We start from the raw sequence: 24,757 nt of genomic DNA, 5'->3' as shown, positions 1-24,757 counted from the left end.
TCCGGGAACCTGCACCGTCGCCGGGGCTTATTCCGGCGCAGGGACTTGGAACCCGGATTGGCGCTGTCGTGGGGCGGAGCGCCGGTCCGTTCGTCGGAACGGAGACCTCCCATGACTTCCCGTCGTATGGCTTGGCTGATGGCTGGCGCCGTCGCCATCACCTCGGCCGCGCCCGCCTTGGCGCAAGACACCACCTATCAGCAACAGCTGCGCACCTATCAGGAGCAGCGCTCGTCCTACGAGGCCCGCCGGGCCGACTATGATAGCCGCCAGGCGCAGTACGACGCCGACCGCGCCGCCTATGAGCGCAGCCGCGCCGACTACGACCGCCGCTACGGCGCGGGGGCCTATGACCGCCGCTATCCCATTGAGGCCAGCCGCTGGCGCAAGCCGGCCTATCCCACCAGCAACGACTACTACGCCGAGCAGCGCCAGTTCGAAGCCGATCGCGCCGCCTACGAACGCACCCGCACCGACTACGACCGGCGCAACGGGCGCGGGGCCTATGATCGCCGTTATCCGGACGAAGCGCGCCGCTTCGCCATCAGCGGCCAGAGCTACAACCAGGGCTACGACCCGCGCGATGTGGCCGACTACGACGCTCAGCGCCGCCAGTGGGAAAGCGACCGCGCCGCCTATGAGCGGGCCCGCGACGACTACGACCGCCGCTACGGCCGCGGCTCCTACGACCGGCGCTACCCGAACGCGGGCGATCGCTACGACAACGATCCCTACGCCAACAGGCCGTCCACGCCGGCCTATGACGACCGCACCAGCCTGGCCGGCGGCGGCAGCTACAGCGACCCGTGCCGCGACGACGCCAAGCGCAACGCCACGGCCGGCGGGGTGATCGGCGCCCTGGCCGGGGCGGTGATCGGCTCCAACGTCGCCGCCCGCAACGCCAAGACCGAAGGCGCCGTGCTCGGCGCATTGGTCGGCGCCGGGGCCGGCGCGGCCATCGGCAACTCGTCGGCCAAGGCCCGCTGCGACAGCCGCGGCCAGTACTGGTCCTACGACGACACCGTGCCCTATCGCGAAAGCGCCGAGTATCGCGACCGGGCCGGCGGCTATTCGGATTGGAACCGCTACAACGAGCGCAAATGCCGCCTGGTGCAGGCCCCGACCGAGTACCAGGGTCGCACCGACAGCCGCTACGTCCGGGTCTGCCCCGACGACGAGGGCCGTTACCGCGTCGACGGCTGATCCACAGCCAAGTTTCCGCGTCGGACGCCCGACATAGAACCGACGCGGAGCTTCGGCGTTATTCCCGCAAGGGACACAGAACAAAACTCTCAATGGAGGTCGCCATGCGCGTCCAAATGAAAACCCTGATCGTCGCGGTGAGCCTGGCCTTCACCGCCTCCACCATCGCCGTCACCGCGGCTGAAGCCCAGCAGCGCCGCGAACGCGTCCTGGTCTGCAAGAGCACCAAGAAGTCGCGCAACAAGGGCACCGTCATCGGCGGCCTGACCGGCGGCACGCTCGGCGCGGCCGTGGCCGGCAACGGCGCCAAGACCGAGGGCGCGATCCTCGGCGGCGTGGTCGGCGCGGTGGCCGGCAACCAGATCGCCAAGAAGAACTCCAAGAAGAACTGCCACTACGAATACCGCTACCGCTAAGCGGCCTCGCCGCCCCGCGCCCGGTCTCGGGGACACGGGGCGGCGACAACCTCTGGATTAGCGGCGACGCCTGGTTAAACTGGGCCGCATGAAAGCCATCGCCGCTCTTTTCTGCATCGCCGTGAGCCTCGCGCCGTTATCGGCGAACGCTCAGACGACCGCGATCGACGCCGAGCAGAAGTCGGGCGTCGCAGGCGTGTTCAAGGATCTGGCGGCGGAAAGCCCCGCCTATTTCCTTCGCGACGCCGGTGGCCATTCGCCGGGCAAGAACCGTGTCGTGATCGGGGTGACCATCCCCCGCTCGCTCGGTCTTGGCCTCTGCAGCCTCGACGGCTTCACCATCGTTGCGCTGCCGGAGCGCGACGCCGCCGCGACCGCCGAAACCGCCCTCATCCGCCAGGTCGAGACCGAACGGCGCTACTACCTGATCGACAACGGCGCCTCATCGGCGACCGACGAAGACGCCGCCTGCGCGGCCCTGGCCAAAACGCCGGCCCTGCGCGAACGCGGCGCGAGAACCAACGACTTCTTCGCCGCGCCCGATCCCAGCGCCGCCATGACGACCGGCCTGCTGGTGCGCAAGCTCGGGGCCCAGACGCACCAGATCGAGACCGGCCCGCTGCGCGTCGTCTGCCAGCGGCGCTGCCCCAGCCCGTCGATCGCCAAGCGACTGTTCGAACCGACGGGCGTGCTCAGCGTCCACTACCGGCCCATCTGCGCCAAGGGGCGCGCCTGTTACTCCGCCTTGCTGTCGTCGCGCCGGTCCGACGGCCCGTACAGCGACTCCGATTCCCAGCTCTGGAAGCTGGAGTTCGCCGTCCCCTTCGGCGCCGAGAGGCGGTTCGAGCAGATCAGCCTGACGCCCCTGCCGATCCTCCAACTGGGCGACGACGTCCTCGACTGATCCCCGACTTGAACCGATCGACCGCGCGATCCTCCGGCGCGGCGCGACATCGTTCAATCCCAACGTCCCGCCTCGCGTCATGGTCCGCCGACACCTGTTCGCGAGGAGACGACCATGGCCGAGAGCCTCACCATCCAGACCGACGACGGCGGCTTCCAGGCCCTGGTCGTGCGACCCGACACGTCCGGCCCCGCCCCGGTGATCGTGGTCCTGCAGGAGATCTTCGGCGTCAACGCCGGCATCCGGCTGATCGCCGCCGAATACGCCGTCCAGGGCTTCATCGCCGTCTGCCCCGACCTGTTCTGGCGGGCCGAGCCGGGCCTGTCGCTGTCGGAGAACAGCGAGGAGAACTGGAAGAAGGCCCTCGACATCTACGGCGCCTACGACTTCGACCAGGGCGCGGCCGACGTGCTGAAGGTGGTCGAGGCCGCCCGCACGCTCGAGGGCGCCAGCGACAAGGTCGGACTCACCGGCTACTGCCTGGGCGGCCTGCTGACCTTCCTCGGGACGGCCCGCGGCGCGCCCGACGCGGCCGTGGCCTATTACGGCGGCGGCACCGAGCGCTATGTCGGCGAGGCCGACGGCGTGAAGGCTCCGCTGCTGATGCACCTGGCTGGCGACGACGAGTTCATCGGCCCCGAGGCCCGCGCCGCGATCGTCCAGGCGCTGTCTGGCCGCCCCAATGTCGAGGTCCACGTCTATCCCGGCCGCAACCACGCCTTCGCCCGTCCGGGCGGCAACCACTACGACAAGACCGACGCCGAGACCGCCAACGCCCGCACCCTGGCGTTCTTCAAGGAGAAGCTGGGGTAGGCCTCAGTTCACGTCCGTCTTCTTCGGCGGGGCCGGCGGCAGGGCGGCGACCTTGACGCCGTCCTCCAGCAAGGCCTTGACCTCCTTGGGCGAGGCCTCGCCGTAGATGCCGCGTTCCTCGGACTTGCCCTCGTGGATGTCGCGCGCCTCCTTGGCGAAGCGGTCGCCGACATAGTCGAAGTTCTCCTCGACCTCGCGGCGCACCTCGCTCATGGCGGTCATCATCATCTCGCGCATCTTGGCGTCGGGCTCAGGCGCGGCGCGCTGGGCCTTGGTCCCGGCGATGGCGGGAGCCATGATCTGCTTGCGCACGCCGGTCGAGCCGCAGACCGGGCATTCGACCAGGCCGCGGGCGGCCTGGTCGTCATAGTCGCCCGACGAGCCGAACCAGCCTTCGAACTCGTGGCTGTGGTCGCAGGCCAGGGCGTACTTGATCATGACGTCAACACGGGCTCACGGCCCGACGAAGTCGCGGGCGTTGGTCAGGACCGGGATGGCCGCGCGCGCCTTGTCGGCGGCCGCCAGGTCGAGGTCGGCGATCAACACGCTCGGCTCGTCATGGTCAAGCTTGCCGATCACCTCGCCCCACGGGCCGATGGCGATCGAGCGGCCCCAGGTGCCGCGCCCGTCCTCGTGGAAACCGCCTTGCGCGGCGGCGATGACGAACGAGCCGGTCTCGATGGCCCGGGCCCGCAGCAGGATGTCCCAGTGCGCCTCGCCGGTAGGACGGGTGAAGGCGGCCGGGGCGGTGATCACCTTGGCCCCCGCCAGCGCCAGGGCCCGGTGCAGGGCCGGAAAGCGCATGTCGTAGCAGATCGTCAGGCCCGTCGGCCCCAGGGGCGTGTCGACCACCACCGCCCGCTCGCCGGGGGTGTAGACGGCCGATTCCCTCGCGGTTTCGCCAGTGGGCAGCTGCACGTCGAACATGTGCAGCTTGTCGTAGGTGGCGACGATCGCGCCCGAGGAATCGATCACCGCTTGCCGGTTCGCAGCCTTGCCGTCTTCGCGCAGCACCAGGGCCGAGCCGACGTCGATCCAGACGCCGTATTCCCGCGCCAGCGCCTGCAGGCCGACCACCACCACATCGTCCTCCAGCGGGACGAGGGTCGGCAGCAGCTTTTCCTTGTCCTTTTGCAGCACGTTGACGCCCTCGGGCGTCAGGATGAACGCAGCGCCCGCCTCGGCCGCCTGCCGCACCAGCGGCGCGACATGCTCCAGCGCGGCGGCCTGGGTCGCCGGCGTTCTGGTCTGAACAAGGCCGACTCGGACGCTCATGCCGCCAGCAGCGGGTCGAGCTTGCCCTCGCGCTCCAGCGCCATCATGTCGTCGCAGCCGCCGATGTGCTGCTCGCCGACGAAGATCTGCGGGAAGGTGGCGCGGCCCGAACGGTCGATCATTTCCTGGCGCAGCTTGGGATCCATGCCGGCCTCGATCTCGGTGAAGTCGGCGCCCTTGTCGTTGAGCAGCTTCAGGGCGCGGGCGCAGTAGCCGCAGAAGGGACGGGTGTAGATGGTGACCTTGGCCATATGAGTTCCAAAAGCTTGGCTTCCCGACCTCATATAGGACGGGTTCTCATTTCTGTAACGCGCGCGACGACAGTCAGATCGACAGCCGAGGCTCCGGCCGCCAGCAGGGCCCGCGCGCAGCCCTCGGCCGTGGCCCCCGTGGTCAGCACGTCGTCGACCAGCAGCACCCGCTTTCCCTCGACCAGAGACCGCTTGCGATCGGGCACCGCGAAGGCGGCGGCCACGTTCCTGCGGCGGCCGTCGGCCGACTTGCCGCCCTGGCTGGCGGTGTCGCGCCTGCGCACCAGGGCGTCGGCCAGATAGGGCCGCCCTGCCGCGCGGGCCAGCGGCCGGGCGATCTCGGCCGCCTGGTTGTAGCGGCGGCGCAAAAGCCGCGAGCGGTGCATCGGCACGGGCAGCACGACTTGCGCCTCCTCCAGCAGGTCCGGCGCGGCGCGCGAGATCCAGCGGGCGAACAGGCCCGACAGGTCAGTGCGGTCGGCGTGCTTGAGCTTCAGGATCAGGTCGCGGGAGTGTTCGTCATACAGGCAGGCGGCCCTGGCCCGGGCGAAGGCGCGGGGCTTGGCCAGGCACAGGGCGCATAGCGGTTCGCCCTGGTCGAACGGGAACGGCGCGCTGCAGCCGTCGCAGACCGGGCCGTCGAGAAAGACGATGCGGCTCCAGGCCCCGGCCGACAGTCCCGAGGTCAGGGCCGGCTCGCCGTCGAAAGCGCGTGGCGGCAGGATCAGGTCAAGCAGGCCTCTTCCGATCCCTGTCAGGCGCGGGCCGGGTTTCCATTGCGCAAGGAAATCGCCATGTTCCGCCCGCATGACCAGTTCGCCCCTCCTCTTCGACCGCGACCTTCTTCGCGCTCGCCTCGACCGCGCCGCGCCGCATTTCGGCCAGGCCGGCTTCCTGAAGGCGCGCGCCGCCGGTGACGCGGTCATGCGGCTGGAGGCGATCCTGCGGGAGTTTCCGGTCGCCGTCGATCTCGGAAGCCGAGACGGCGCTTTCCGCGCCGCGCTCTCGGAGAGCGACGCCGCCGCCAAGATCGGCCTGCTGATCGACACCGACCTCTCGGCCCGGATGCTGGCCGGTCGGGGTGGCCCGACCGTAGTCGCCGACGAGGAGCGCCTGCCGTTCGGCGACGCCACCGTCGACCTGGTGGTCTCGACCCTGGCCCTGCACTGGACCAACGACCTGGTCGGCGCCCTGATCCAAATTCGCCGCGCCCTGCGCCCAGACGGCCTGTTCATCGGCGCCCTGTTCGGCGGGGCGACCCTGACCGAGCTGCGCCAGTCGCTGATGGCGGCCGAGGACGAGATCCTGGGCGGCGTCTCGATGCGCGTCTCGCCCTTCGCCGACACGGTGGACGCGGCCGGCCTGCTGCAACGGGCCGGCTTCACCCTGCCGGTGGCCGACGTCGACCGCGTCAAGGTCCGCTACGCCCATCCGATCGCCCTGCTGCAGGACCTGCGCCGCATGGGCGAGACCAGCGTCCTGCTCGACCGCTCGCGCAAGCCCCTGACCCGCAAGGTGCTGCTGCGGGCGCTGGAGCTCTACCAGGACCGCTTCGCCGAGCCCGACGGCCGCGTGCCGGCGACCTTCGAGATCGTCACGGCCACGGGCTGGGCGCCCCATGACAGCCAGCAGAAGCCGCTGCGGCCGGGGTCGGCCAAGATGCGGCTGGCCGATGCGCTGGGGGTTCAGGAGCAGCCGGCGGGGGATAAGGCGGGATAGGTCGGCGAAGACCCCCTCCGGCCCTCCGGGCCACCTCCCCCAGAGGGGGAGGATCTTGGCGCATTAGATGCTCCCCCTCTGGGGGAGCTGTCGCGGAGCGACTGAGGGGGTTTCCCGCCCCTCAGCTCACCAGAAACGTCGCCGCCGCCCTGGCCTTCGCGTCCTTGGCCGGCCCGACGACCACCGCGCCGTCGCGGTGCAGCAGATACCCGCCGTCCAGCGCCTGGAACGACACGCCCTTGGCGTCGGCCAGGCCCTTCACGCGCTTGAAGAGCGCGGCCTTGTCGCCTGGCTTGGCCTCGCCGATCGTCGCCTTGCCGCCAACCACCCGCACCGCGTGGCCCGGTTGCAGGATCGGCTCCAACGTCACCTGGCCGGCCGGCCCCGCCTTCTGGCGTAGCTGGGTCGTGGCCAGCGGACCGTCGCCGACGCTCAAGCCCGCGCCCTCGTAACGCAGGAAGGCGCCCGGCCGATCCAGCGGCGAGAAGCGGTCCGGAATCTCCCCCGCCCCCGCCGGCACGCCGAAGTCGGGCGTCCCGTCGGGCTTGTAGTAGAGGCGCTGCACGCGGGTGTGGCGATTGGGATCGAACAGCGGATCGCCCTTGATCGCCTTGTAGTCGCGGCCGTGGAACACCAGGACGTCGCGGCCCTGCTCGTCCACCGTGAAGGAGTTGTGGCCAGGGCCCCAGACGCGGGTCTCTTCCGACGACACGAAGACCGGGACCGGCGACTTGCTCCACGAGGCCTGCGACATCAGGTCGGCTTCGGCGTCGGCGGTCAGCAGGCCCAGGCAGTAGCGGTCGTCGGTGGCGCTGGCCGAATAGGCAATGAACACCTTGCCGTTGCGGATCAGCGGGGCGGCGGCCTCGGCCACCTTGAAGCCCCGGATCTCCCAATCGAGCGTCGGCACGGTCAGGCGCACCGGCGGCTTGGCCAGGGTGGTTGGCGTGGCCAGCGGCGCGAGATAGAGATTGCTGTTGGTGTCGATCCCCGGCTCCTTCTGCGCCCAGCAGAAGTAGCGCACGCCCTTGTGGACGAAGCTGGTGGAGTCGAGGGTGAAGGTGTCCCACGGCGTCTCGACCTTGCCCAGCAGGCTCCACTTGCCGGTCAGGGCGTCGGGGCCGTCGCAGCGCAGGGCGTAGGTGCGGATGCGGAACGGCTGGTCCTTGTCGCCGGCGGCGAAATACATGTGCCAGGCGTCGTCGAACCAGTGCAGCTCCGGCGCCCAGATGTAGCCGCCCAGCTTGCCTTGCGTCGGCCGCCGCCAGATCACCGTCTCGTCGGCCGTGGTGAAACCGGCCAGGGAGCGCGAGCGGCGGATGATCAGCCGGTCGTACTCGGGCACCGAGCCGGTCAGGTAGTAGTAGCCGTCGGTGTGCTTGAAGACCTGGGCGTCGGCCCGCTGGCGGACGACCGGATTGATCAGCGGGGCGGCTTCGGTCGCGCTGGAAGCTTCGGCGATGCTGGCGTATCCGCCAACGGTCAGGGCCCCGGCGCCGGCCAGCATGGCCCGCCGCGAAGGGTGAAGGTCAAGGGTCTCCACGGTCGTCGCCTCCCAGCCAACTCGCGTTTATCGCGATTTGTCTGAGTTAAAGCACATCCCTTAGCCAGGCGACCAGGGGAATATCGGCCGGCGGCATGTCGTATTCGCTCAATTTGTCCGGCTTTACCCAGACCATGGCCTTGTGCTCCTGGGCCGTCACCTGCCCCTCCCACCGCCGCAACAGATAGAGCGGCATCAGCAGGTGGAATTTCTCATAGGTGTGCGAGGCGAAGACGAAGGGCGCCAGGCAGGCCTGGGCGACCGTGATGCCCAGTTCCTCGTGCAGTTCGCGGATCAGGCACTGCTCGGGCGTCTCGCCCTTCTCGACCTTGCCGCCGGGAAACTCCCACAGGCCGGCCAGAGACTTGCCCTCGGGCCGCTGGCAGATCAGCACCCGTCCGTCGACGTCGATCAGGGCGGCGGCGGCGACCAGGACGATCGGGCGGTCAGTGGGCGGAGGCGTTGGCGTGCTCATGCCCGATCCATCGCGGGCTTCGCCGGGGTTGGCAACTCCCGCCGCGCATGGGGCGTTGCCCAGGGGAAGTTCAAAGGAGCAGAGCCATGGCCGTCGACGATCGTCTGGTGAAGAGCGGCGACCTGATCGGCACGCCGGTGACCGACGCCAAGGGCCACAAGCTGGGCGTCATCCGCGAGGTCTTCGTCGATCGCGACGCCGGCATCGGCCGCTATGTCGCCGTCGAGCCGGCCGGCCTTTTCACCGGCGGCAAGTACCATCCCCTGCCCTGGCGCGTGCTGACCTTCGACGACAAGGCCGAGGCCTACGCCGTCGAGATCACCAAGGACCGCTTCAAGGACAGCCCCGCCTACGACCGCGACCAACTGGCCAAGCCCTCCCACGGCTGGGCTCAGCAGGTGGAGCGGTATTTCGAGGGGTAGCGGTGCTCCTTCTCCCCTTGCGGGAGAAGGTGGCGGCCGAAGGCCGACGGATGAGGGGTCGCACAAACGGAAAACGCCGCGACAGCCGATCGGCCGCCGCGGCGTCTGCTATCTGAGAGACCCCTCACCCGACCTCGCTCCGCGAGGCCACCCTCTCCCGCAAGGGGAGAGGGACGCGTAGGATCACCCCACCTTCACCGAACCCAGCACCGTCTCCACTTCCGGCAGTTCGGCGGCGTAGTAATGCTCGCTCGGGGCGATGTAGAGCACGACGTAGAGCTTGCCGCCCACCTCGGCCACCTGGGCGGCGCCGGAGATGTCGAGGCCTTCCTTGGTCTTGGCCTTCAGGTCGAAGCGCAGGCCGTCGGCCGAGCCCACCTTGGCCGGGCGCAGGTTGTCGGTCTCGACGCGCTGGTAGTCGAGGGCCGCGACGCTGTCGGTGACGAACTCCACCAGTTCGGTCGGCGCCATGCCGGAGCGGTAGGTCGGGGTCGGGCGCTCCTTGGCCATCGGCTTGACCATGAACTCGCCGGGCGCGAGGCCATCGGTCACGTAGAGCCGGTTCAGCAGCGGGCCGTCCATCGACAGCAGCCGCACCTTGGCCGGGCGGGCGAACATGATGGCGCTGATGTCCGACCATTCGTGGCCGAGGGTGACCTGGGCCGTCCCGACCTTGTAGGGACCGGCCGGGGCCGAGGTGACGCTGACGCAGGCCGACAGGCTCATGACCAGGGCGGAGGCGGCCAGCAGACGGATCGTGTTGGTGCGGATCATGTCGCGCTTCCTTCGGAGAGTTTCTTGAGGCTGGCCTCGACCAGCCAGCGGTCCTGCGCCTGGGGGGCGCGGGCGAGATAGGTTTCGTAGGCGCTCTTGGCGGCGGGACGATCGCCGGCCTGCAAGGCCAGGTCGCCCAGGCTGCGCCAGGCGGCGATCGGGGCGTCGGGATAGGTTCCGGCCTGGGCGTAGGCCTTGCGGGCCAGGTCCAGGTCGCCCTCGCCGCGCCGCTGGCGATAGGCCTCGGCGCGGTAGAAGGTCAGCAGGCCCTGGTCCTCGCCCTCGGCCGCCAGGCGGTCGATCAAAGCCAGGCTCTGGCCGTAGTCGCGCCGGCGCAGGTCGTCCTTCAGCCAGGCCGCCAGGTGCGGCCGGATCACCGCGCGATAGGCCTTGCGGTCGGTCGCCCGCGCCTTGGTCGGCGTCTTGGCGGCCAGGTCGTCCAGCGCCTTGACCCGGTCGGCGCTGACCGGGTGGGTGCTGAAGATGTTGGCCCGGGCTTCCTGGTCGCGCACCCGCTTGAAGCTCGACGCCCCCGTCTCGGCGATCAGCGCGCGCCACAGGGTCGCCCCGGCGGCGGGATCGTAGCCGGCGGCCACGGCCCGCTTGAAGCCCAGGCCGTCGGCCTCGACCTCGTTCTCGCGCGAATAGCCGAAATAGGCGGCCAGCTGGCCCAGATACAGCAGGTCGTTCAGCGCGCCGGCGGCCCGCATGATGTCGTTGGCGCCCTGGGTCGAGCCGGCGTTGACCGCCGCCCCCATGGCCACGGCCGCCACGGCGAACTGCAGGGCCATGGTCGCGCCCAGCCGCGCCTTCAGCGTGCGGAAGCTTTCGATCGAGTGGTTCTCGGCGAAGTGGCCGACCTCGTGGCCCAGCACGAAGGCCAGTTCGTCCTCGCTCTGCACCCGCAGCAGCAGGCCCGACCACACCTCGCCATAGCCGTTGGGGGCCATCTGGGCGTTGAAGAACGGCCGGTCCATCACATAGACGCGGATGTCGCCCTGGTACTCGGGCGCCAGCTTGGCGACGACGCCGGTGACATAGGCGTTGAGGGCCGGGTCGCGGTTGCGCTCGGACGACTGGCGAGCCGCCAGCTCGGCTTTCTCGGACAGCGCCCAGATGCCGCCCTCGTCGGAGGTTTCGGCCGGGCGCAGGTGCGGGGCGCGGGGTTGGGCTCCCGCCGGCGCGGCCGCCAGGACGGCGGCGGCCAGCAGGGCCAGGCCCTTCGCCCGGGGGCGAAGGACGCGGGGCATCAGAGCGGCGCGTCCTTCAGCAGGGCCTTGGCGAAGGTCTCCGCGCCCTCGGGCGAGCGCATGTCGGAGTCGGTGCCGGCCACGGCGACGTTGAACCACACCACCTTGCCGGTCTTCAGGTCGACCAGCGAGGTGAAGGCGTATTGCTGGGCCATCGGCATGCTGACGCCCAGCAGGGCCGCGCCGACCATCGCCGCCTTGCGGCCGCCGCTCGAATAGGCCCCGCGACCGTAGGTGAACAGGGCGTAGTCGGCGTCATAGGTCTGGGCCAGGGTCTGCGTCCCGGTCCCCAGCGTCCAGTCGAAGCTCTTCTTGGTCGGCAGCGAATAGAGGCCGTAGTTGAAGCCGCGGATCGAGTTGCCGACCGCCTCGTGCAGGCGCAGCAGCTGCAGGGCGCGCGGATCCTCGACGGTGGTCGGGTCGAGCGAGCGGAAGACGTGCGACTTGGCCGTGGCGGCCTCTTCCAGCTCGCGCTTGATGTTGGCGCGGGCGTCGGTGGACCAGTCGGCGCGAGCCTCCTGCAGGCCGGTGACCGTCAGCAGGCCAAGCTCGATGTCCGGCTGGACGATCAGGATCTTGGCGCCGGACGCCGGCTTGGTCGGCGACTTGTCGGCAAGACCCGTGTTGGTCGTGGTGCAGGCGGCCAGAAACAGGCACGCCGTGATGGCGACGCTACGAAAAACGGACACGGATTTAAGCCCCCAGATATGCCCCCGACTGTTTCACCCCTGAAACAGTCGGGGGCACGCTAGCGCTGCTATACGGGTTCGTCGAGAGCAATCTTGGCGAGAGCCGCGCCCAGTTCCTCCACCATCTCCGGCGTGGTCGCCCACGAGCACATGAAGCGGGCCGAGCCGTCCAGGAACCGGTAGACGAACCAGCCCTCGCCGCGCAGGCGGTCGAGCGACGCGTCGCTCATCTCGACGAACAGGCCGTTGGCCTCCACCCGATGCAGGATTGGGTAGGGCATCAGGGCCGCCAGCTTCTGGGCCATGGCGTTGGCGTGGGCCGCGCGGGCCGCCCAGGGGCCGGTTCCGCCGGCCTCGTCCAGCAGGCCCAGCCACGGCGCGGCCAGGAACCGGCCCTTGGAGACCAGCTGGCCGGCGTGCTTGATCCGCGCGTCGAGCCGCCGACGATGCTCGGGGTTCAGGAACACCACCGCCTCGGTCGGGGTCGAGCCGGCCTTGGTGCCGCCCATGACGAGAATGTCGACGCCCAGGCGCTTGACCGCCTTCAGGTCGAAGCCCGCCGCCACGGCGTTGGCCAGCCGGGCGCCGTCCAGATGCACGCCGTAGCCCTTGGCCTTCACCGGATCGACCAGCGCCTTCAGCGCCGCTTCCGAATAGACCGTGCCGTACTCGGTGGCCGTGGTCAGAGACAGGGCCGCGGCCGGCTGGCGGTAGGAGACGTCGGGCTGGGCCAGGGCCTCTTCCAGCGCCGAAAGCTCGATCTTGCCCGATGCGCCCGGCAGGCCGATCAACCCCACGCCCTGGCCGAAGAAGCCCGGGGCGCCGGTCTCGTCGGTACAGATGTGGGCGTGCTCGTGGGCCAGCACCGCCTCGTGCGGCGCGGCCAGCAGGGTCAGGGCGAAGGCGTTGGCGGCCGTGCCCGACGGCATGAACCGCACCTCGGCGTCGGCGTCGAGCGCGGCGCGGATGCGATCGCCCGCCGCCTGGCTGACATGGTCGGTTCCATAGCCCGACGCCGTGCCGGCATTGGCGGCGACCAACGCCTCGATCACCTCGGGCATGGCCCCGGCGACGTTGTCGGAGGCGAAGTCGTAGCGGGCCATGGGCGAAACACTCAGCGGGAAGAACCAGCCGTCTCGATGCCGGGCTTTCGCCGACCGATCAAGCCGCCCCGTCAGGCGACCGCGGCCGCCCGCAGCGCCCGGATCTTCGGCCACAGCATGTTGACCGCCAGCCCCGCCAGCACAAGCCCGGCCGCCAGCAGCTTCCAGCCCGGCAGGCCCTCGTGCAGCAGCAGCGCCGAGGCGCCCATGCCGAACACCGGCACCAGCAGGGCCATCGGCGTGATGGTCGCGGCCGGATGGCGGGCCAGCAACCAGCCCCAGCAGGCGAAGCCGAACATGGTGTTGCCCACCGACTGCCACAGCACCGCGCCCCAGGTCGCCAGATCCGCCGCGCGTACGCCCGCGACCATGGCCGGCCAGCCTTCCAGCAACAGGGCCATGACCAGCAGCGGCGGGATCGAGAACAGGCTGGCCCAGACCACATAGGCCAGCATGTTGACCGGCCCGGCCGCCCGGGCCGTGACGTTGCCGCCGGCCCAGCTCAGCGCCGCCAGCAGCACCAGAAGCAGGCCCAGCGGCGTCACGGTCGAGGCGTCGGCGTGCAGGGCGATGACCAGGATCCCGGCCACCGCCAGGGCCAGGGCGCCCCACTGATAGAGCTGCACCCGCTCGCCCGACAGCCGCATGGCCAGGCCGATGGTGAAGAACACCTGGGTCTGCATCAGCAGCGAGGCCAGGCCCGGCGAGATGTGGCCCTTCATGGCCACGAACAGCAGGCCGAACTGCCCCGCCCCGATCAGCACGCCGTAGGCCGCCAGATTCCTCCAGGCGACGGCCGGCTTCTTGAGGAAGAACACCAGCGGCAGCAGCACGAAGGTGAAGCGCAGGGTGGCGAAGGTCAGCGGCGGCAGGTGGTTCAGCGCCTGGCGGATGACCACGAAGTTCGTCCCCCACACCGCCACCACCGCCAGGGCCAGCAGGAAATGGCGAAGCGGCAGGGAACTGGGCATGACGGAGGCTCCTGGGATCGAGCCCTACCTAGGCCTTGGGAGGACGCTTGGCCATGCTCGCGCAACGCCAAATCGACATCATCCGACCACTGAGTATTCAGCGGGCAGCGCCAGAGTAAATCGCCTGGAAATCACTGTGACAGCGCCATGAAGTTTTCGCGAAACTCGCAGCCCACACGGTCAAGTTTAGCATATCGTTAGGCGTGAAACGGCCATTCCGCTCGCGAGTGGAGGGCGTATTTCCCATGTTTACCTTGCGTGACACGGTTTCTTCCTTGACCCCGGCGCGGGCGGAAGATCTGGGCAAGACCTTGTACGAACGGTTCCGCGAGGAACCCGACACCTTGATCATCCCGGTGCTGGACGCCGACGATCGCCCCGTGGGCCTGGTCGAGCGCAACGCCTTCTTCCTGCGCATGGCCGCCGAATACGGCCGGGCCCTCTACGCCAACCGCCCCATCGAAGTGCTGATGGACAGTGAGCCCCTGGTCGTCGAGGCCGATGTCGAACTGGCCTCCTTCACCAGCGACAGCCTGTCCTACCGGGCGTCCGACCTGCTGCGCGGCTTCATCGTCACCGACGGCGGGCGCTATATCGGCGTCGGCACGGTGATCGGTCTGCTGCAGGCCACCAGCGAGACCAACCGCCAGAACCTGAACGCCCTGGCCGAGGCCAAGGCCGACGAGGAACGCAGCCGCGCCTTCCTGACCGCCGTCGTCGAGTCCATTCCGTCGATGGTGTTCGTCAAGCGCGCCGACGACCAGAGCTACGTCCTGCTCAATCGCGCCGGCGAAAAGATCCTCGGCTATAGCCGCGAGGAGATGATCGGCCGCACCGACGACGACTTCTACGATCCGATCCAGGCGGCCATCTATCACGCCCGCGACGCCGAGGTGGCCCGCTCGGGCGAGGTCAAGGTGATCGAGGAAGACCTGATCCCCCGCAAGGACGGCACGACGGCCATCCTGCGCACCAAGAAGATCGCCATCCTCGACGCCGACGGCCGCCCCGAATATCTGCTGGGCGTCTCCGAGGACATCGCCGAGCGCAAGCGGGCCGAGGCCCAGATCGCCCGCCTGGCCCACTACGACCCGCTGACCGAGCTGCCCAACCGCCTGCTGTTCCAGAAGGACCTGTCCGACGCCCTGGCCCGCGCCGCTCGCCGCGAGGACCTGGTGGCCGTGCACTGCGTGGATCTGGACCGCTTCAAGGTGGTCAACGACACCCTGGGCCACCCGGTCGGCGACGCCCTGCTGAAGGCCGCCGCCGAGCGCCTGCGCGGCTGCGTGCGGGAAGGCGACACCGTGGCCCGCCTGGGCGGCGACGAGTTCGCCGTGGTCCAGACCGGCCTCACCGACCTGACCGGCGCCACGCGCCTGGCCGCCCGCATCGTCGAGGCCCTGGAGGCCCCGTTCGACCTGCGCGGCCACCAGGTGGTGATCGGCGGCAGCGTCGGCGTCGCCGTCTCGCCCGACGACGGCCTCGACAGCGACGAACTGCTCAAGAAGGCCGACATGGCCCTCTATCGCGCCAAGGCCGACGGCAAGGGCACGTTCCACTTCTTCGAGCGAGCCATGGACGAGCAGCTTCAGGCCCGCCGCCTGTTGGAGCTCGACCTGCGCAAGGCGCTGTCGGAGGGCCAGTTCGAGCTCTTCTACCAGCCGCTGTTCGACCTGGAAGCCGACCGCGTTACCGGCTGCGAGGCCCTGCTGCGCTGGCGCCACCCCGAACGCGGCATGGTCTCGCCCGGCGAGTTCATCCCCCTGGCCGAAGAGATCGGCCTGATCGGCGCCCTGGGCGACTGGGTGCTGCGCGCCGCCTGCGACGAGGCCGCCCGCTGGCCTGAGCACGTGCGCCTGGCCGTCAACCTGTCACCCGCTCAGTTCCGCGACCGCCGCCTGGCCGCCACCGTCGTCCAGGCCCTGGCCGCCTCGGGCCTGGCCGCCGAGCGACTGGAACTGGAGATCACCGAAAGCGTGCTCCTTCAGGACAGCGCCCAGAACACCGCCATCCTCCACGACCTCAAGGCCCTGGGCGTGCGGATCTCGATGGACGACTTCGGCACCGGCTACAGCTCGCTGAGCTATCTGCGCAGCTTCCCGTTCGACAAGATCAAGATCGACCAGACCTTCGTGCGCGACATCCTCGAGGACGCCGACGCCCTGGCCATCATCAAGGCCGTGCTCGACCTCGGCGCCAGCCTGGGCATCACCACCACCGCCGAGGGCGTGGAGTCCGAGGAACAGCTGCACGAGCTGCGCCGCCAGGGTTGCGGCGAGATCCAGGGCTACTTCATCAGCCGCCCCAAGCCCGCGCTCGAGATCGCCGCCCTGCTGGGCGTCGAGACGACCGCCTCGCGCGGCCTGGCCGAGGTGGTGGCGTTCTCGGCGCTTCCCCCGCAGTCGGCTGCGCCGACCGCGCCCTCAACGGGGGAGCATCTCGAAGAGCGCCGCGCCTGACAGATCCTCCCCCCTCTGGGGGAGGTGGCCCGGAGGGCCGGAGGGGGGATGTTTTCAGCTTCCGAAGCGTCTGCCGTTTCACCCGCCCCCGCAACAAATCCCGCCTCCCTCGCCCTTGTGGCGAGGGCCCATGCCGGCGACCGCTCAGACCTCGGCGGTCCTGCAAAGGTCTGAGCGGCTGAACCATGGATCCTGGGCACAAGGCCCAGGAAGGCGACTTCAGGTTGGGCGGACGGGGATAGAGCGCCGTCCATCCCCGGCGAACTCGAAAAAGAGTCCCACCAAAACAGCGCGCTACAACTTTATCGCCCAAACTTATCAGACGCGCCCAAACCGCCCCCATACTCAAACCCATCCCAGCCATGGGGAGGGCTCTTGGTACCGGCCCAAGTTGCGGCTGTGATCGCATCGAGCGGGGCCGCTGGTTGCGTTGCGGGAAGGGCGGGTTTGCAGGATCGCTCAGAAGGCGTGATTGGGCCGTCAGCCGTTCCGTGACGCGACAAGCGGGTCGACAGGCCGGGAACGTTCAAACCGGTTCAACAGGATCAGCCGAGGCCGCGCCGGACTACCGCGGGGCTGTCGATCCTGCCCGTCCGAGGGCTAGCCGGGCCAATGGCTGAAATAGCGCCTACGCCCCCGGTCCTTCGAGCCAACGATGCGGCGGAGCGGTCAGACGAAGCCGAAACGCTAAAACCCATCACGGTCTCCGGGCTCCGCCCGGCCGCTCCGCGCCTCCCCATCACCTTTCGTGGATTTCCACGGGAGTGCGAAGTCGCATGCCTGCGTCGACCCCCTCAGTCGCTCCGCGACAGCTCCCCCAGAGGGGGAGCATCTTGGCGCCAAACCACCGCAACCCCTTGCCTTTTCGGGCCGTCGCTTGACTTCGCACCTGCGATATCCGATATGAGCCCCGCGCCCATAGGCGCTATTGGCGCTCCAGCCGCGTGACGGACCCCAGCGGGTTCAGCCTGTCGAGCGCCCTGAAAGCTTCTCATAGACCGCCCGTATCACGCGGGGCGCTCCCCACCGACCCGCCGCCAGGCGAGCCGTGCGAGGACCGCGCGCGCCGTCTCGCGACCGTACGAAAGATACGTCCGCAGTGACTCAATTCACCGACCTTGGCCTGGCCAAGCCGATCCTGAAGGCCCTGGCCGACAAGGGCTACACCCAGCCCACCCCGATCCAGGCGCAAGCCATCCCCATCGTCATGCAGGGCCGCGACCTGCTGGGCATCGCCCAGACCGGCACCGGCAAGACCGCCGCCTTCGCCCTGCCCATTCTGCACCGCCTGGCCGAGGACCGCCGTGCGGCCCCGCGTCGCGGCTTCCGCTGCCTGGTGCTGTCGCCGACCCGCGAACTCGCGACGCAAATCGCCGACAACTTCAAGGCCTATGCCGCGCACCTGGGCCTCTCGGTCGCCACCATCTTCGGCGGCGTGAAGTACGGCCCGCAGATGCGCGCCCTGGCCGCCGGCGTTGACGTCGTCGTCGCCACCCCGGGCCGCCTGATGGACCACCTAGGCGAAAAGAGCGCCACGCTCGGCGGCGTCGAGATCTTCGTGCTCGACGAAGCCGACCAGATGCTCGACCTGGGCTTCGTGGTGCCGATCCGCAAGATCGCCAGCCAGCTGCCCAAGGACCGCCAGAACCTGTTCTTCTCGGCCACCATGCCGGGCGAGATCGGCAAGCTGGCCGGCGAGCTGCTGAAGAACCCGGCCTCGGTGTCGATCACCCCGCAGGCCACCACGGTCGAGCGCATCGAACAGTCGCTGATCTACATCGAAGCCCAGCGCAAGCGCCCGCTGCTGGCCGAACTGCTGGCCGACCGCAGCGTCGAGCGCTCGATCGTCTTCACCCGCACCAAGCGCGGCGCCGACCGCGTGGCCAAGTACCTGACCGCCGCCGGCATCGAGGCCGCCTCGATCCACGGCGACAAGACCCAGGGCCAGCGCGAGCGCGCCCTGGCCGCCTTCAAGGCGGGTGAGGTCAAGGCATTGGTCGCGACCGACATCGCCGCCCGCGGCATCGACGTCAACGACATCAGCCACGTCTTCAACTACGAGCTGCCCAACGTGCCGGAGGCCTATGTCCACCGGATCGGCCGCACCGCGCGCAAGGGCAAGGACGGCGTCGCCATCAGCTTCTGCTCGGACGACGAGCGCAGCCTGCTGAAGGACATCGAGAAGGCCACGCGCCAGAAGATTCCGACCTTCGACCGCCGCAACGACAAGGCCCTGGCGGCCGCCGCGGCCGTGGCCGACAAGCTGGCTCCGGCCGAGAAGTACGTCGACCCGCGCAAGGCCGACCCGCGCAACAACGTCCCGTCCGAGCTGCGCCGCAAGCGCAACCGTAACGGCGGCGGCCAAGGCCAGGGCCGAGGCGGTCAAGGCGGCGGCCAGGGTGGCCAGGGCGCCGGCGAGGGCCGTCAGGCCCAAGGCCAAGGCCGTAACGGCGGCCGTGGCGGCCATGGCAAGGGCGGCGCCCAGGCTCAAGGCCAAGGCCAGCGCCAGGGCAAGCCGGGCGGCGGCGGCGACTTCCGCGGTCCCAAGCGCGGCGGCGTCCAGCAGGTCGAGACCCGCTGGAACCCGATCGACTAACGGGCTCACCGTCCAGAAACACACGAAAGGCCGCTTCTCCGGAGGCGGCCTTTTTTGTTCCGCCCTCCCCCGCAAAGGTCGAGCCCGGTCGCCATTCCGACGAAAACTGCACCCTAGGGCCGAGTTCGACTGCGACGCTTGCGCGCAGATCGGCGCCTGCTCCCTTGCAACCCGCTGACGCCTAAGATCATTGTTCGCCCGGATCCGGCTTGTAGGGGAGCTGGTGGGAGGGACTAAACGCCATGCCGCAGGGCGAAGGGCGAAGCTTACCCGCGTTTACGCGTTTAGCTGGGGGCGAGATGGTCGAGCGCGTTCGGGCGTTCGACTGGGCGCGCACGCCGCTGGGCGCGCGTGAAGGCTGGTCTCTCAGCCTGAAGCTGTCGGTCGACATGCTGATGGCGACCAATTTTCCCATGGCCCTGCGCTGGGGTCCCGAGCTGATCCTGATCTACAACGACGCCTATACGCCCTCGCTGCGCGAGCGCCATCCCGACGCCCTCGGCCGGGCCTTCACCCAGCACTCCGACGCCTTCCGCGCCACGCTGATGGCCATTCACCAGGACATCCTGTCCGGCGAGAGCGGCGGCTACGCCCTGGAACGCATGCCCCTGCACGTGCAGCGCGAAGGCGGCGAGTCCCGCCTGGCCCACTTCGCCGTCAGCTATAGCCCCGTGCCTGACGAGACCGCCCCCACCGGGGTGGGCGGGGTGCTGATCTCGGCGGTCGAGATCACCGCCGCGGTCGAGACCGAAAAGGCCCTGCGCGACACCCAGGACCGCTACAACCGGGCGCTCGACGCCGCCGGCGGGGTCGGGGCCTGGGAGTGGGACATCAAGGCCAACAAGGTCTATTGCGACGCCCAGTACGCCATGCTGCACCAGGTGGACCCGGCCTTCGCCTCAGTCGGCCTGCCCGCCCAGCGCTTCACGCCCGCCGTTCACGACGAGGACCGCGACCGCGTGGCCGCCGTCGCCCTGGCCGCCATGAAGACCGGCGGCGACTTCTCCGACGAGTTCCGCCTGGTCCAGGCCGACGGTTCGATCCGCTGGGTCGTGGCCAGCGGCCATTGCTTTCTCGACGCCGAAGGCAAGGCCGATCGCAACGCCGGCGTGGTCTTCGACATCACAGAGCGCAAGGCGATGGAGGCCGAGTTGCTCGAGGCCCGCCTCGACCGAGACCTGGCCATGGAGGCCGCCGGCATGGGCCGATGGGACCACAATCCCAGCAGCGGCCAGCGCTACTGGGACAAGCGCTCGTGCGAGATGTTCGGCGTGGCCGAGCCCGGCCCCCGCGATTTCGAGAGCTTCCTGGCCCTGGTCCACCCCGATGACGTCGAAGGGGTGCAGGCGGCCGTGACCGCCGCCACCGACGCCACCGGTGACGGCCTGATCAACGTCCAGTACCGCATCGTAAGGGCCTCGGACGGAGCGCTGCGCTGGATCGAGACCTTCGGCCGGGCCTATTTCGAGCGCGACCAATGCGTCCGCTTCGTCGGCGTCGGCTGGGACATCACCGACCGCAAAGCCTCCGCCCTGCGGCTGGAGTCGCAGGAGGAAACCCTGCGGCTGGCCATCGAGTCCGCCGACGTCGGCACCTGGGACCTCGACATCAAGTCCGACGTTCTCACCTGGTCCGACCGCTGCTACGCCATGTTCGGCATCGCCCTGGGCACGCCGGTGGTGCGCGGCGACTTCTACACCAACCTGCATCCGTCCGACCGAGCCGAGGTCCGCGAGGCCCTGCGCCGCACGCTCGATGGCCGCATCCGCGCCGACTACGACGTCGAGTTCCGGGTCGTGGGGCGGCTGGACGGGATCGAGCGCTGGCTGTCGGCCAAGGGCAAGGCCTTCTTCGACGGCGACGGCAAGCCGACCCGGATGATCGGCACCACGGTCAACGTCACCGACCGCAAGCGGGCAGAGCTGCACCTGAGGCTGCTGGTCAACGAGCTGAACCATCGCGTCAAGAACTCGCTGGCCACCATCCAGGCTATCGCCGGCCAGACCTTCCACGCCGCCCGTTCGCTGCCGGCCGCGCAAGAAGCCTTCACCGCCCGGATCATCGCCCTGTCAGAGGCCCACGACGTCCTGACCCGCGAGAACTGGGAAGGCGCCGACCTGATGGACGTCATCGACCGGCTGACCGCCCTGCACGGCGGCGAAGGCCGCTTCGCCCTCGACGGTCCGCCGGTGCGGCTGTCGCCCCGGCCGGCCCTGTCGCTGTCCATGGCCCTGCACGAACTGGCGACCAATGCGGTGAAGTACGGCGCCCTGTCGCGCCCCGGCGGCCAGGTGACGATCGCCTGGAGCGTCGACTATTCCGGCGTGCCGCGCCTGTCGCTGCGCTGGATCGAGCGCGGCGGCCCGCCCGTCGAGGCGCCCTCCCGGCGCGGCTTCGGCTCGCGGCTGATCGAGCGCGGTCTGGCGGCCGAGCTGTCGGGCGAAGCGCGCATCGACTTCCTGCCCGAGGGCGTGGAATGTTCGATCACCGCCCTGCTCGACTGCTGATAGCGCGCCAGACCATCGCGCTCACGCGCACGACCGCGACAGCGGCCACGGCCAGGCCGACCGGAATGATCGCCAGCAGCCAGACCAGCACGACCAGCCCCAGTTGCAAGGCCGACAGGATCGCGACCGACGGCCGCGACTCCAGCGGCGTGTTCGGGCTTTCGGCGGTCCGGGGATCGGGCATGGGCGGTCGATCTCTGCGAGTCGCCGCCCCCGGCCTCGACGCACCATAGTCGCGTTCACCGAACAGTTGCACCCCGCCTCGGCATATTATGTGCAAATTCACTAAAATACGGAGCGGCGGGACCGCGAGACATCAGGCCGCCAGCCGCAGGGTCTTGGCGATCTGGGCGTCGCTGCGGCGCAGGGCCAGCAGCACGATCCCGGCGATGGTCAGCGGCGCCAGACCCCACAGCGGCAGGCCCGCCACGGCCAGGCCCACCGCGCCGGCCAGCAGGGCCGAAACCCCCACCTCGGCCAGGGTGGCGAACCACGACGCGCCGCGACGGCGCTTGAAGTCGGCCCGCTTGCCCGGCTTCTGGTGCCAGACATTAATCAGCCCGCAGGCCCAGGCCGCCAGGCCCGCGCCGATGGCGGTCCACAGCGCGGTCAAGGGCGCCAGCCACGTCAAAACCGCCAGGGGAATGGCCAGCATCAGCGCCACCGGCGCCAGGGCCGCCGCCAGCTTGGCCCGGCGCAGGGAGCGTATGGCGGCCGGCGACACCGCCAGCAGGTCGGGGCTCTCCTCGGCCGACAGGGTGATCCAGGCCAGGCTTCCGGCCACCTGCCCGGCCAGGAACACCACCACGCCCGCGCCGCCGGCCAGGGCCCCGCCCCCGCCATGAGCGGCGTTGCGGCTGAGGATGACGGCGGTCGGCACCAGGTACAGAACCCGCAGCAGCACCTGCGAGAGCAGACCCGCGTCGCGCAGGATCAGCCGCAGTTCCTTGGCCAGGGTGGCGGCGAACACCCCGCCGGCGAAAGCGCGGTCGCGCCCCTTCACCGGCTTGGCGGCGGCCGCCTCGGCGCCCTGGGTGGCGGCAGCGGCGTCGGCGAACCGCCGGCCCAGCGACAGGGCCGACAGGGCGAAGGCCCCCGCCCCTAGCGCCAGCACCGCCAGCAGCGGCAGGGGCTCGCCCAGCATCGCCCGCAGCGGCCACCAGCCGATCGGCGGCAGCTTCAACCGGCCTTCGGCGCTTTCTCGCGCTAAGGTCTGGAACAGGCTTTCGCTGGCGCTCTTGCCCAGGATGGTGCGGATCTGGCTGGTCAGGAAGAAGGCGGCGCCGACCAGGGCGGCCAGCACCTGGGCGACCGTGCGCGTGCGGCGCGGCCCGATCAGCGAGAACAGGGCCATGGCCAGCGACAGCCCGGCCGCGGTCGCCAGCAGGGCCAGGGCCGCCAGCACGCCGAACAGGCCCAGCCATGCGGGATGGCCCAGGATGATCGCCGGTCCGACCAGGGGCGTCAGGAAGATCAGGAACACCGTCATGACCCCGGCCGCCACGCCCAGGGCGCGAACGAACAGCACCGTGCGCGGCGGGATCGGCGAGGAGAACAGCAGGTCCAGGTCGCCGCGCTCGTACAGGGCCTCGCTCGCCGCCGCCAGGGTCTGGGACAGCATCAGGGTGAAGGCCGTGGCGCAGCAGGCCAGGGTGATCGTCGCCGCCAGCGGGACCATCGGCACGTCCACCCGACGCAGCACCAGGCCCAGCGACACGCCGCCGACCAGCATCACCAGCAGCAGGATCGAGCCGCCGATCCAGGCCCCGACGCCGCGGCCGGCCTTCTTGCCCGCCAGGCCCCGCCAGTAGAGCTGGATCTCGTGGATCAGCAGCCAGGGAACGCCGCCCGGGCGCAGCAGGCTCACGCCGCCGCCCCGTCGGCGGTCAGCTGCAGGAAGACGTCCTCGAGGGTGCCGCCATCCTTGCCGGCCTGCCCGCGCAGGACGTCGAGAGAGCCCTCGGCCAGCAAGCGGCCGCCGGCGATGATGCCGATGCGGTCGGCCATGCGCTCGGCCACTTCGAGGATGTGGGTGGTCAGGATCACCGTGCCCCCGGCGTCGACCCGGGCTTGCAGCATGTCCTTCACCAGCCGCGCGGCGGCGGCGTCCAGGCCCGTCAGAGGCTCGTCGAGGATCAGTAGCTTGGGATCGTGGATCAGGGCGCCGGCGAGGGCCACCTTCTGCTTCATGCCGCGCGAGAAGCCCTCGCAGCGCCGCCGCGCCTCCCCGGCAAGGCCCAGGGTGTCCAGCAACTCGACCGCCCGCGCCTTGGCCAGCTTCGGCTCGATGCTCCACAGGCCGGCGACGAACTCCAGATATTCCAGCGGCGTCAGCCGGTCGTAGATCATCGCCTCGTCGGGCGCCCAGGCGGTGATCGCCTTGGCCGCGGCCGGATCGGCCAGGGCGTCGATCCCGAAGATGCTGATCGCGCCCTTGTCGGGCTTGGTCAGGCCCGCGACCATCCGCAGGGTCGTGGTCTTCCCCGCCCCGTTGGGGCCGAGCAGGGCGTAGAGCTCGCCCGGATGCACCGTCAGGTCGAGGTCGCGCACCGCCGGCTTGGAAAAGGTCTTGTCCAGCCCCCGGACGATCAAGGCTTCAGTCACGCAGGCGCCCCCAGTGCAATCGTGGCGGGCATGTGATCGCGATTGGGGGAAGGGCGCAAGCGGACCTAGTCGCCGGGCGTCCAGGGATCGAGCAGGCGAACGCCCGTGACGGCGAAATCGGCCGTGTTGCGGGTGACGACCGTCATGCCGTGGACCAGCGCCGTCGCCGCGATCAGCGCATCGCGTTCGGCGCGCGGGTCAGGCACGTGCAGGGCTGCGCAGCGCTTGGCCACGGCCGCGTCGATCGGCAGCACGCGGTCCTTGAAAGCGACCATCACCTGATCATCCAGCCAGGCCCGCAACGCGGCGCCCTGCCGAGCGTCGCGGCGTTCCATCTGCAGCACCCCGGCCTCCAGCTCCAGGACGGTGATCGCGGAGACGTAGAGGGCGGCCGCATCCACCTGGTCTGCCCAGGCCACGACCTGGGCGTCGGCCCTGCCCTGGCCGGCCTTTCGCAGTTCGGAGACGACATTGGTGTCGAGGACGAACATCAGTCGAGATCGGCGGGACGGCTGCCGATGGTCGCGCGCGGCGGTTCGAACGCGATGTCTTCGCTGCCAGTCATGCCGAGGGCGTCGACGATGCTGCGCCGATCGCCCGTCAGCCGGCGATATTCCTCGATGCTGAGCAGCACGTGACGCGGCTGGCCCCGGTCGGTGATGAACACCGGGCCATTCGTGGCGGCCTTCTTGGCCCCGCTGGCGTCCTGGTTGAACTCGCGGCTGGATAGCGTCGTGATGGGCATGAGGAACACCTCGCACTCGATGTAGCCATGTTACTACA

Annotated in this window: 25 protein-coding genes; 9 read left to right on the top strand and 16 right to left on the bottom strand. The window is 69.8% G+C overall.

Going from position 1 to position 24,757, the window contains the following annotated elements; genetic code table 11:
• Positions 1–111: 111 nt before the first annotated feature.
• The 4 genes from I4Q42_RS15395 (at position 112) to I4Q42_RS15380 (ending at position 3,336) form a co-directional block, all read left to right on the top strand.
• Complete coding sequence (locus tag I4Q42_RS15395) at positions 112–1,203, top strand: glycine zipper 2TM domain-containing protein (RefSeq protein ID WP_198576966.1); 1,092 nt, start codon at positions 112–114, stop codon at positions 1,201–1,203.
• A 104-nt stretch (positions 1,204–1,307) separates the two neighbouring features.
• The gene (locus I4Q42_RS15390) at positions 1,308–1,619 is read left to right on the top strand and encodes a glycine zipper 2TM domain-containing protein (RefSeq protein ID WP_198576965.1); all 312 of its coding nucleotides are present in this window, start codon (positions 1,308–1,310) and stop codon (positions 1,617–1,619) included.
• Positions 1,620–1,707: 88 nt separating this feature from the next.
• The gene (locus tag I4Q42_RS15385) at positions 1,708–2,523 is read left to right on the top strand and encodes a hypothetical protein (protein WP_198576964.1); all 816 of its coding nucleotides are present in this window, start codon (positions 1,708–1,710) and stop codon (positions 2,521–2,523) included.
• Between the two features lie 114 nt (positions 2,524–2,637).
• Positions 2,638–3,336, top strand: coding sequence for a dienelactone hydrolase family protein (locus I4Q42_RS15380; protein ID WP_198576963.1), 699 nt, complete (start codon positions 2,638–2,640; stop codon positions 3,334–3,336).
• A 3-nt stretch (positions 3,337–3,339) separates the two neighbouring features.
• On the opposite strand, the gene I4Q42_RS15375 is transcribed toward I4Q42_RS15380, so the two are convergent.
• Genes I4Q42_RS15375 through I4Q42_RS15360 form a run of 4 tightly spaced genes read right to left on the bottom strand, consistent with a single transcriptional unit; the run spans position 3,340 to position 5,671 of the window.
• The gene (locus I4Q42_RS15375; protein ID WP_198576962.1) at positions 3,340–3,774 is read right to left on the bottom strand and encodes a DUF1178 family protein; all 435 of its coding nucleotides are present in this window, start codon (positions 3,772–3,774) and stop codon (positions 3,340–3,342) included.
• A 15-nt stretch (positions 3,775–3,789) separates the two neighbouring features.
• Positions 3,790–4,611 carry a carbon-nitrogen hydrolase family protein gene (locus I4Q42_RS15370; protein WP_198576961.1) on the bottom strand — a complete coding sequence of 274 codons (822 nt, stop codon included), beginning with the start codon at positions 4,609–4,611 and terminating at the stop codon, positions 3,790–3,792.
• The gene (gene grxC / locus I4Q42_RS15365) at positions 4,608–4,862 is read right to left on the bottom strand and encodes a glutaredoxin 3 (RefSeq protein ID WP_198576960.1); all 255 of its coding nucleotides are present in this window, start codon (positions 4,860–4,862) and stop codon (positions 4,608–4,610) included. Before grxC ends, I4Q42_RS15370 begins: the two co-directional genes overlap by 4 nt.
• Positions 4,863–4,891: 29 nt before the next feature.
• Positions 4,892–5,671, bottom strand: a complete 780-nt coding sequence (locus I4Q42_RS15360; protein ID WP_198576959.1) for a ComF family protein — start codon at positions 5,669–5,671, stop codon at positions 4,892–4,894.
• Between I4Q42_RS15360 and I4Q42_RS15355 the strand changes: the two genes are divergently transcribed.
• Positions 5,670–6,581, top strand: a complete 912-nt coding sequence (locus I4Q42_RS15355) for a methyltransferase domain-containing protein (RefSeq protein ID WP_198576958.1) — start codon at positions 5,670–5,672, stop codon at positions 6,579–6,581. The genes I4Q42_RS15360 and I4Q42_RS15355 overlap by 2 nt on opposite strands.
• A 121-nt stretch (positions 6,582–6,702) precedes the next feature.
• Here I4Q42_RS15355 and I4Q42_RS15350 read toward each other — a convergent pair whose 3' ends face one another.
• Together I4Q42_RS15350 and mutT are read right to left on the bottom strand one after the other, a co-directional pair.
• Positions 6,703–8,124: a family 43 glycosylhydrolase gene (locus I4Q42_RS15350; protein WP_198576957.1), complete on the bottom strand. Its 1,422-nt coding sequence runs from the start codon at positions 8,122–8,124 to the stop codon at positions 6,703–6,705.
• 46 nt (positions 8,125–8,170) lie between these two features.
• Entirely contained in the window at positions 8,171–8,599 is a 429-nt protein-coding gene (mutT, locus tag I4Q42_RS15345) for an 8-oxo-dGTP diphosphatase MutT (protein ID WP_198576956.1), read from the bottom strand.
• Between the two features lie 86 nt (positions 8,600–8,685).
• On the opposite strand from mutT, the gene I4Q42_RS15340 reads away from it, so the two are divergent.
• Positions 8,686–9,021 carry a PRC-barrel domain-containing protein gene (locus tag I4Q42_RS15340; RefSeq protein ID WP_198576955.1) on the top strand — a complete coding sequence of 112 codons (336 nt, stop codon included), beginning with the start codon at positions 8,686–8,688 and terminating at the stop codon, positions 9,019–9,021.
• A gap of 183 nt (positions 9,022–9,204) precedes the next feature.
• On the opposite strand, the gene I4Q42_RS15335 is transcribed toward I4Q42_RS15340, so the two are convergent.
• From I4Q42_RS15335 to I4Q42_RS15315, 5 genes are all read right to left on the bottom strand, one after another.
• The gene (locus I4Q42_RS15335; protein WP_198576954.1) at positions 9,205–9,795 is read right to left on the bottom strand and encodes a hypothetical protein; all 591 of its coding nucleotides are present in this window, start codon (positions 9,793–9,795) and stop codon (positions 9,205–9,207) included.
• Positions 9,792–11,045, bottom strand: a complete 1,254-nt coding sequence (locus tag I4Q42_RS15330) for a M48 family metalloprotease (RefSeq protein ID WP_198576953.1) — start codon at positions 11,043–11,045, stop codon at positions 9,792–9,794. The genes I4Q42_RS15335 and I4Q42_RS15330 overlap by 4 nt, the downstream gene beginning before the upstream one ends.
• The gene (locus I4Q42_RS15325; protein ID WP_198576952.1) at positions 11,045–11,734 is read right to left on the bottom strand and encodes a hypothetical protein; all 690 of its coding nucleotides are present in this window, start codon (positions 11,732–11,734) and stop codon (positions 11,045–11,047) included. The genes I4Q42_RS15330 and I4Q42_RS15325 overlap by 1 nt, the downstream gene beginning before the upstream one ends.
• Before the next feature lie 68 nt (positions 11,735–11,802).
• The gene (locus I4Q42_RS15320; protein ID WP_198576951.1) at positions 11,803–12,837 is read right to left on the bottom strand and encodes a beta-eliminating lyase-related protein; all 1,035 of its coding nucleotides are present in this window, start codon (positions 12,835–12,837) and stop codon (positions 11,803–11,805) included.
• Positions 12,838–12,908: 71 nt separating this feature from the next.
• Positions 12,909–13,808 carry an EamA family transporter gene (locus I4Q42_RS15315; RefSeq protein WP_198576950.1) on the bottom strand — a complete coding sequence of 300 codons (900 nt, stop codon included), beginning with the start codon at positions 13,806–13,808 and terminating at the stop codon, positions 12,909–12,911.
• A 245-nt stretch (positions 13,809–14,053) separates the two neighbouring features.
• Here I4Q42_RS15315 and I4Q42_RS15310 point away from each other — a divergent pair, with 245 nt between their 5' ends.
• From I4Q42_RS15310 to I4Q42_RS15300, 3 genes are all read left to right on the top strand, one after another.
• A complete protein-coding gene (locus I4Q42_RS15310) occupies positions 14,054–16,267 on the top strand; it encodes a putative bifunctional diguanylate cyclase/phosphodiesterase (RefSeq protein ID WP_198576949.1) in 2,214 nt (737 codons plus the stop codon).
• 1,099 nt (positions 16,268–17,366) lie between these two features.
• Complete coding sequence (locus I4Q42_RS15305) at positions 17,367–18,863, top strand: DEAD/DEAH box helicase (RefSeq protein WP_198576948.1); 1,497 nt, start codon at positions 17,367–17,369, stop codon at positions 18,861–18,863.
• Between the two features lie 299 nt (positions 18,864–19,162).
• Complete coding sequence (locus I4Q42_RS15300; RefSeq protein ID WP_232793166.1) at positions 19,163–21,370, top strand: sensor histidine kinase; 2,208 nt, start codon at positions 19,163–19,165, stop codon at positions 21,368–21,370.
• Here the strand turns inward: I4Q42_RS15300 and I4Q42_RS15295 are convergent.
• The 5 genes from I4Q42_RS15295 to I4Q42_RS15275 form a co-directional block, all read right to left on the bottom strand.
• Entirely contained in the window at positions 21,348–21,554 is a 207-nt protein-coding gene (locus I4Q42_RS15295; protein WP_198576946.1) for a hypothetical protein, read from the bottom strand. The two genes, I4Q42_RS15300 and I4Q42_RS15295, sit on opposite strands and share 23 nt — an antisense overlap.
• A gap of 132 nt (positions 21,555–21,686) precedes the next feature.
• Entirely contained in the window at positions 21,687–23,237 is a 1,551-nt protein-coding gene (locus I4Q42_RS15290) for a hypothetical protein (protein WP_198576945.1), read from the bottom strand.
• On the bottom strand, positions 23,234–23,974 hold the full coding sequence (locus tag I4Q42_RS15285) for an ABC transporter ATP-binding protein (protein ID WP_198576944.1): 741 nt from the start codon (positions 23,972–23,974) through the stop codon (positions 23,234–23,236). The genes I4Q42_RS15290 and I4Q42_RS15285 overlap by 4 nt, the downstream gene beginning before the upstream one ends.
• 65 nt (positions 23,975–24,039) lie before the next feature.
• The gene (locus I4Q42_RS15280) at positions 24,040–24,465 is read right to left on the bottom strand and encodes a type II toxin-antitoxin system VapC family toxin (RefSeq protein ID WP_198576943.1); all 426 of its coding nucleotides are present in this window, start codon (positions 24,463–24,465) and stop codon (positions 24,040–24,042) included.
• Entirely contained in the window at positions 24,465–24,719 is a 255-nt protein-coding gene (locus I4Q42_RS15275; protein WP_198576942.1) for a type II toxin-antitoxin system Phd/YefM family antitoxin, read from the bottom strand. Before I4Q42_RS15275 ends, I4Q42_RS15280 begins: the two co-directional genes overlap by 1 nt.
• Between the last annotated feature and the right edge of the window lie 38 nt (positions 24,720–24,757).

The organism is Caulobacter hibisci, from assembly GCF_016135805.1.
Classification (GTDB): domain Bacteria; phylum Pseudomonadota; class Alphaproteobacteria; order Caulobacterales; family Caulobacteraceae; genus Caulobacter; species Caulobacter hibisci.
This window is presented reverse-complemented; position numbering and strand designations above follow the sequence as displayed.

Bases quoted from the DNA above. Each gene is read 5' to 3' on its own strand.
- I4Q42_RS15395 (WP_198576966.1), top strand. From the start codon at position 112: ATGACTTCCCGTCGTATGGCTTGGCTGATGGCTGGCGCCGTCGCCATC.
- I4Q42_RS15390 (WP_198576965.1), top strand. From the start codon at position 1,308: ATGCGCGTCCAAATGAAAACCCTGATCGTCGCGGTGAGCCTGGCCTTC.
- I4Q42_RS15385 (WP_198576964.1), top strand. From the start codon at position 1,708: ATGAAAGCCATCGCCGCTCTTTTCTGCATCGCCGTGAGCCTCGCGCCG.
- I4Q42_RS15380 (WP_198576963.1), top strand. From the start codon at position 2,638: ATGGCCGAGAGCCTCACCATCCAGACCGACGACGGCGGCTTCCAGGCC.
- I4Q42_RS15375 (WP_198576962.1), bottom strand. From the start codon at position 3,774: ATGATCAAGTACGCCCTGGCCTGCGACCACAGCCACGAGTTCGAAGGC.
- I4Q42_RS15370 (WP_198576961.1), bottom strand. From the start codon at position 4,611: ATGAGCGTCCGAGTCGGCCTTGTTCAGACCAGAACGCCGGCGACCCAG.
- grxC (WP_198576960.1), bottom strand. From the start codon at position 4,862: ATGGCCAAGGTCACCATCTACACCCGTCCCTTCTGCGGCTACTGCGCC.
- I4Q42_RS15355 (WP_198576958.1), top strand. From the start codon at position 5,670: ATGACCAGTTCGCCCCTCCTCTTCGACCGCGACCTTCTTCGCGCTCGC.
- I4Q42_RS15360 (WP_198576959.1), bottom strand. From the start codon at position 5,671: ATGCGGGCGGAACATGGCGATTTCCTTGCGCAATGGAAACCCGGCCCG.
- mutT (WP_198576956.1), bottom strand. From the start codon at position 8,599: ATGAGCACGCCAACGCCTCCGCCCACTGACCGCCCGATCGTCCTGGTC.
- I4Q42_RS15340 (WP_198576955.1), top strand. From the start codon at position 8,686: ATGGCCGTCGACGATCGTCTGGTGAAGAGCGGCGACCTGATCGGCACG.
- I4Q42_RS15335 (WP_198576954.1), bottom strand. From the start codon at position 9,795: ATGATCCGCACCAACACGATCCGTCTGCTGGCCGCCTCCGCCCTGGTC.
- I4Q42_RS15330 (WP_198576953.1), bottom strand. From the start codon at position 11,045: ATGCCCCGCGTCCTTCGCCCCCGGGCGAAGGGCCTGGCCCTGCTGGCC.
- I4Q42_RS15320 (WP_198576951.1), bottom strand. From the start codon at position 12,837: ATGGCCCGCTACGACTTCGCCTCCGACAACGTCGCCGGGGCCATGCCC.
- I4Q42_RS15315 (WP_198576950.1), bottom strand. From the start codon at position 13,808: ATGCCCAGTTCCCTGCCGCTTCGCCATTTCCTGCTGGCCCTGGCGGTG.
- I4Q42_RS15310 (WP_198576949.1), top strand. From the start codon at position 14,054: ATGTTTACCTTGCGTGACACGGTTTCTTCCTTGACCCCGGCGCGGGCG.
- I4Q42_RS15300 (WP_232793166.1), top strand. From the start codon at position 19,163: ATGGTCGAGCGCGTTCGGGCGTTCGACTGGGCGCGCACGCCGCTGGGC.
- I4Q42_RS15295 (WP_198576946.1), bottom strand. From the start codon at position 21,554: ATGCCCGATCCCCGGACCGCCGAAAGCCCGAACACGCCGCTGGAGTCG.
- I4Q42_RS15280 (WP_198576943.1), bottom strand. From the start codon at position 24,465: ATGTTCGTCCTCGACACCAATGTCGTCTCCGAACTGCGAAAGGCCGGC.
- I4Q42_RS15275 (WP_198576942.1), bottom strand. From the start codon at position 24,719: ATGCCCATCACGACGCTATCCAGCCGCGAGTTCAACCAGGACGCCAGC.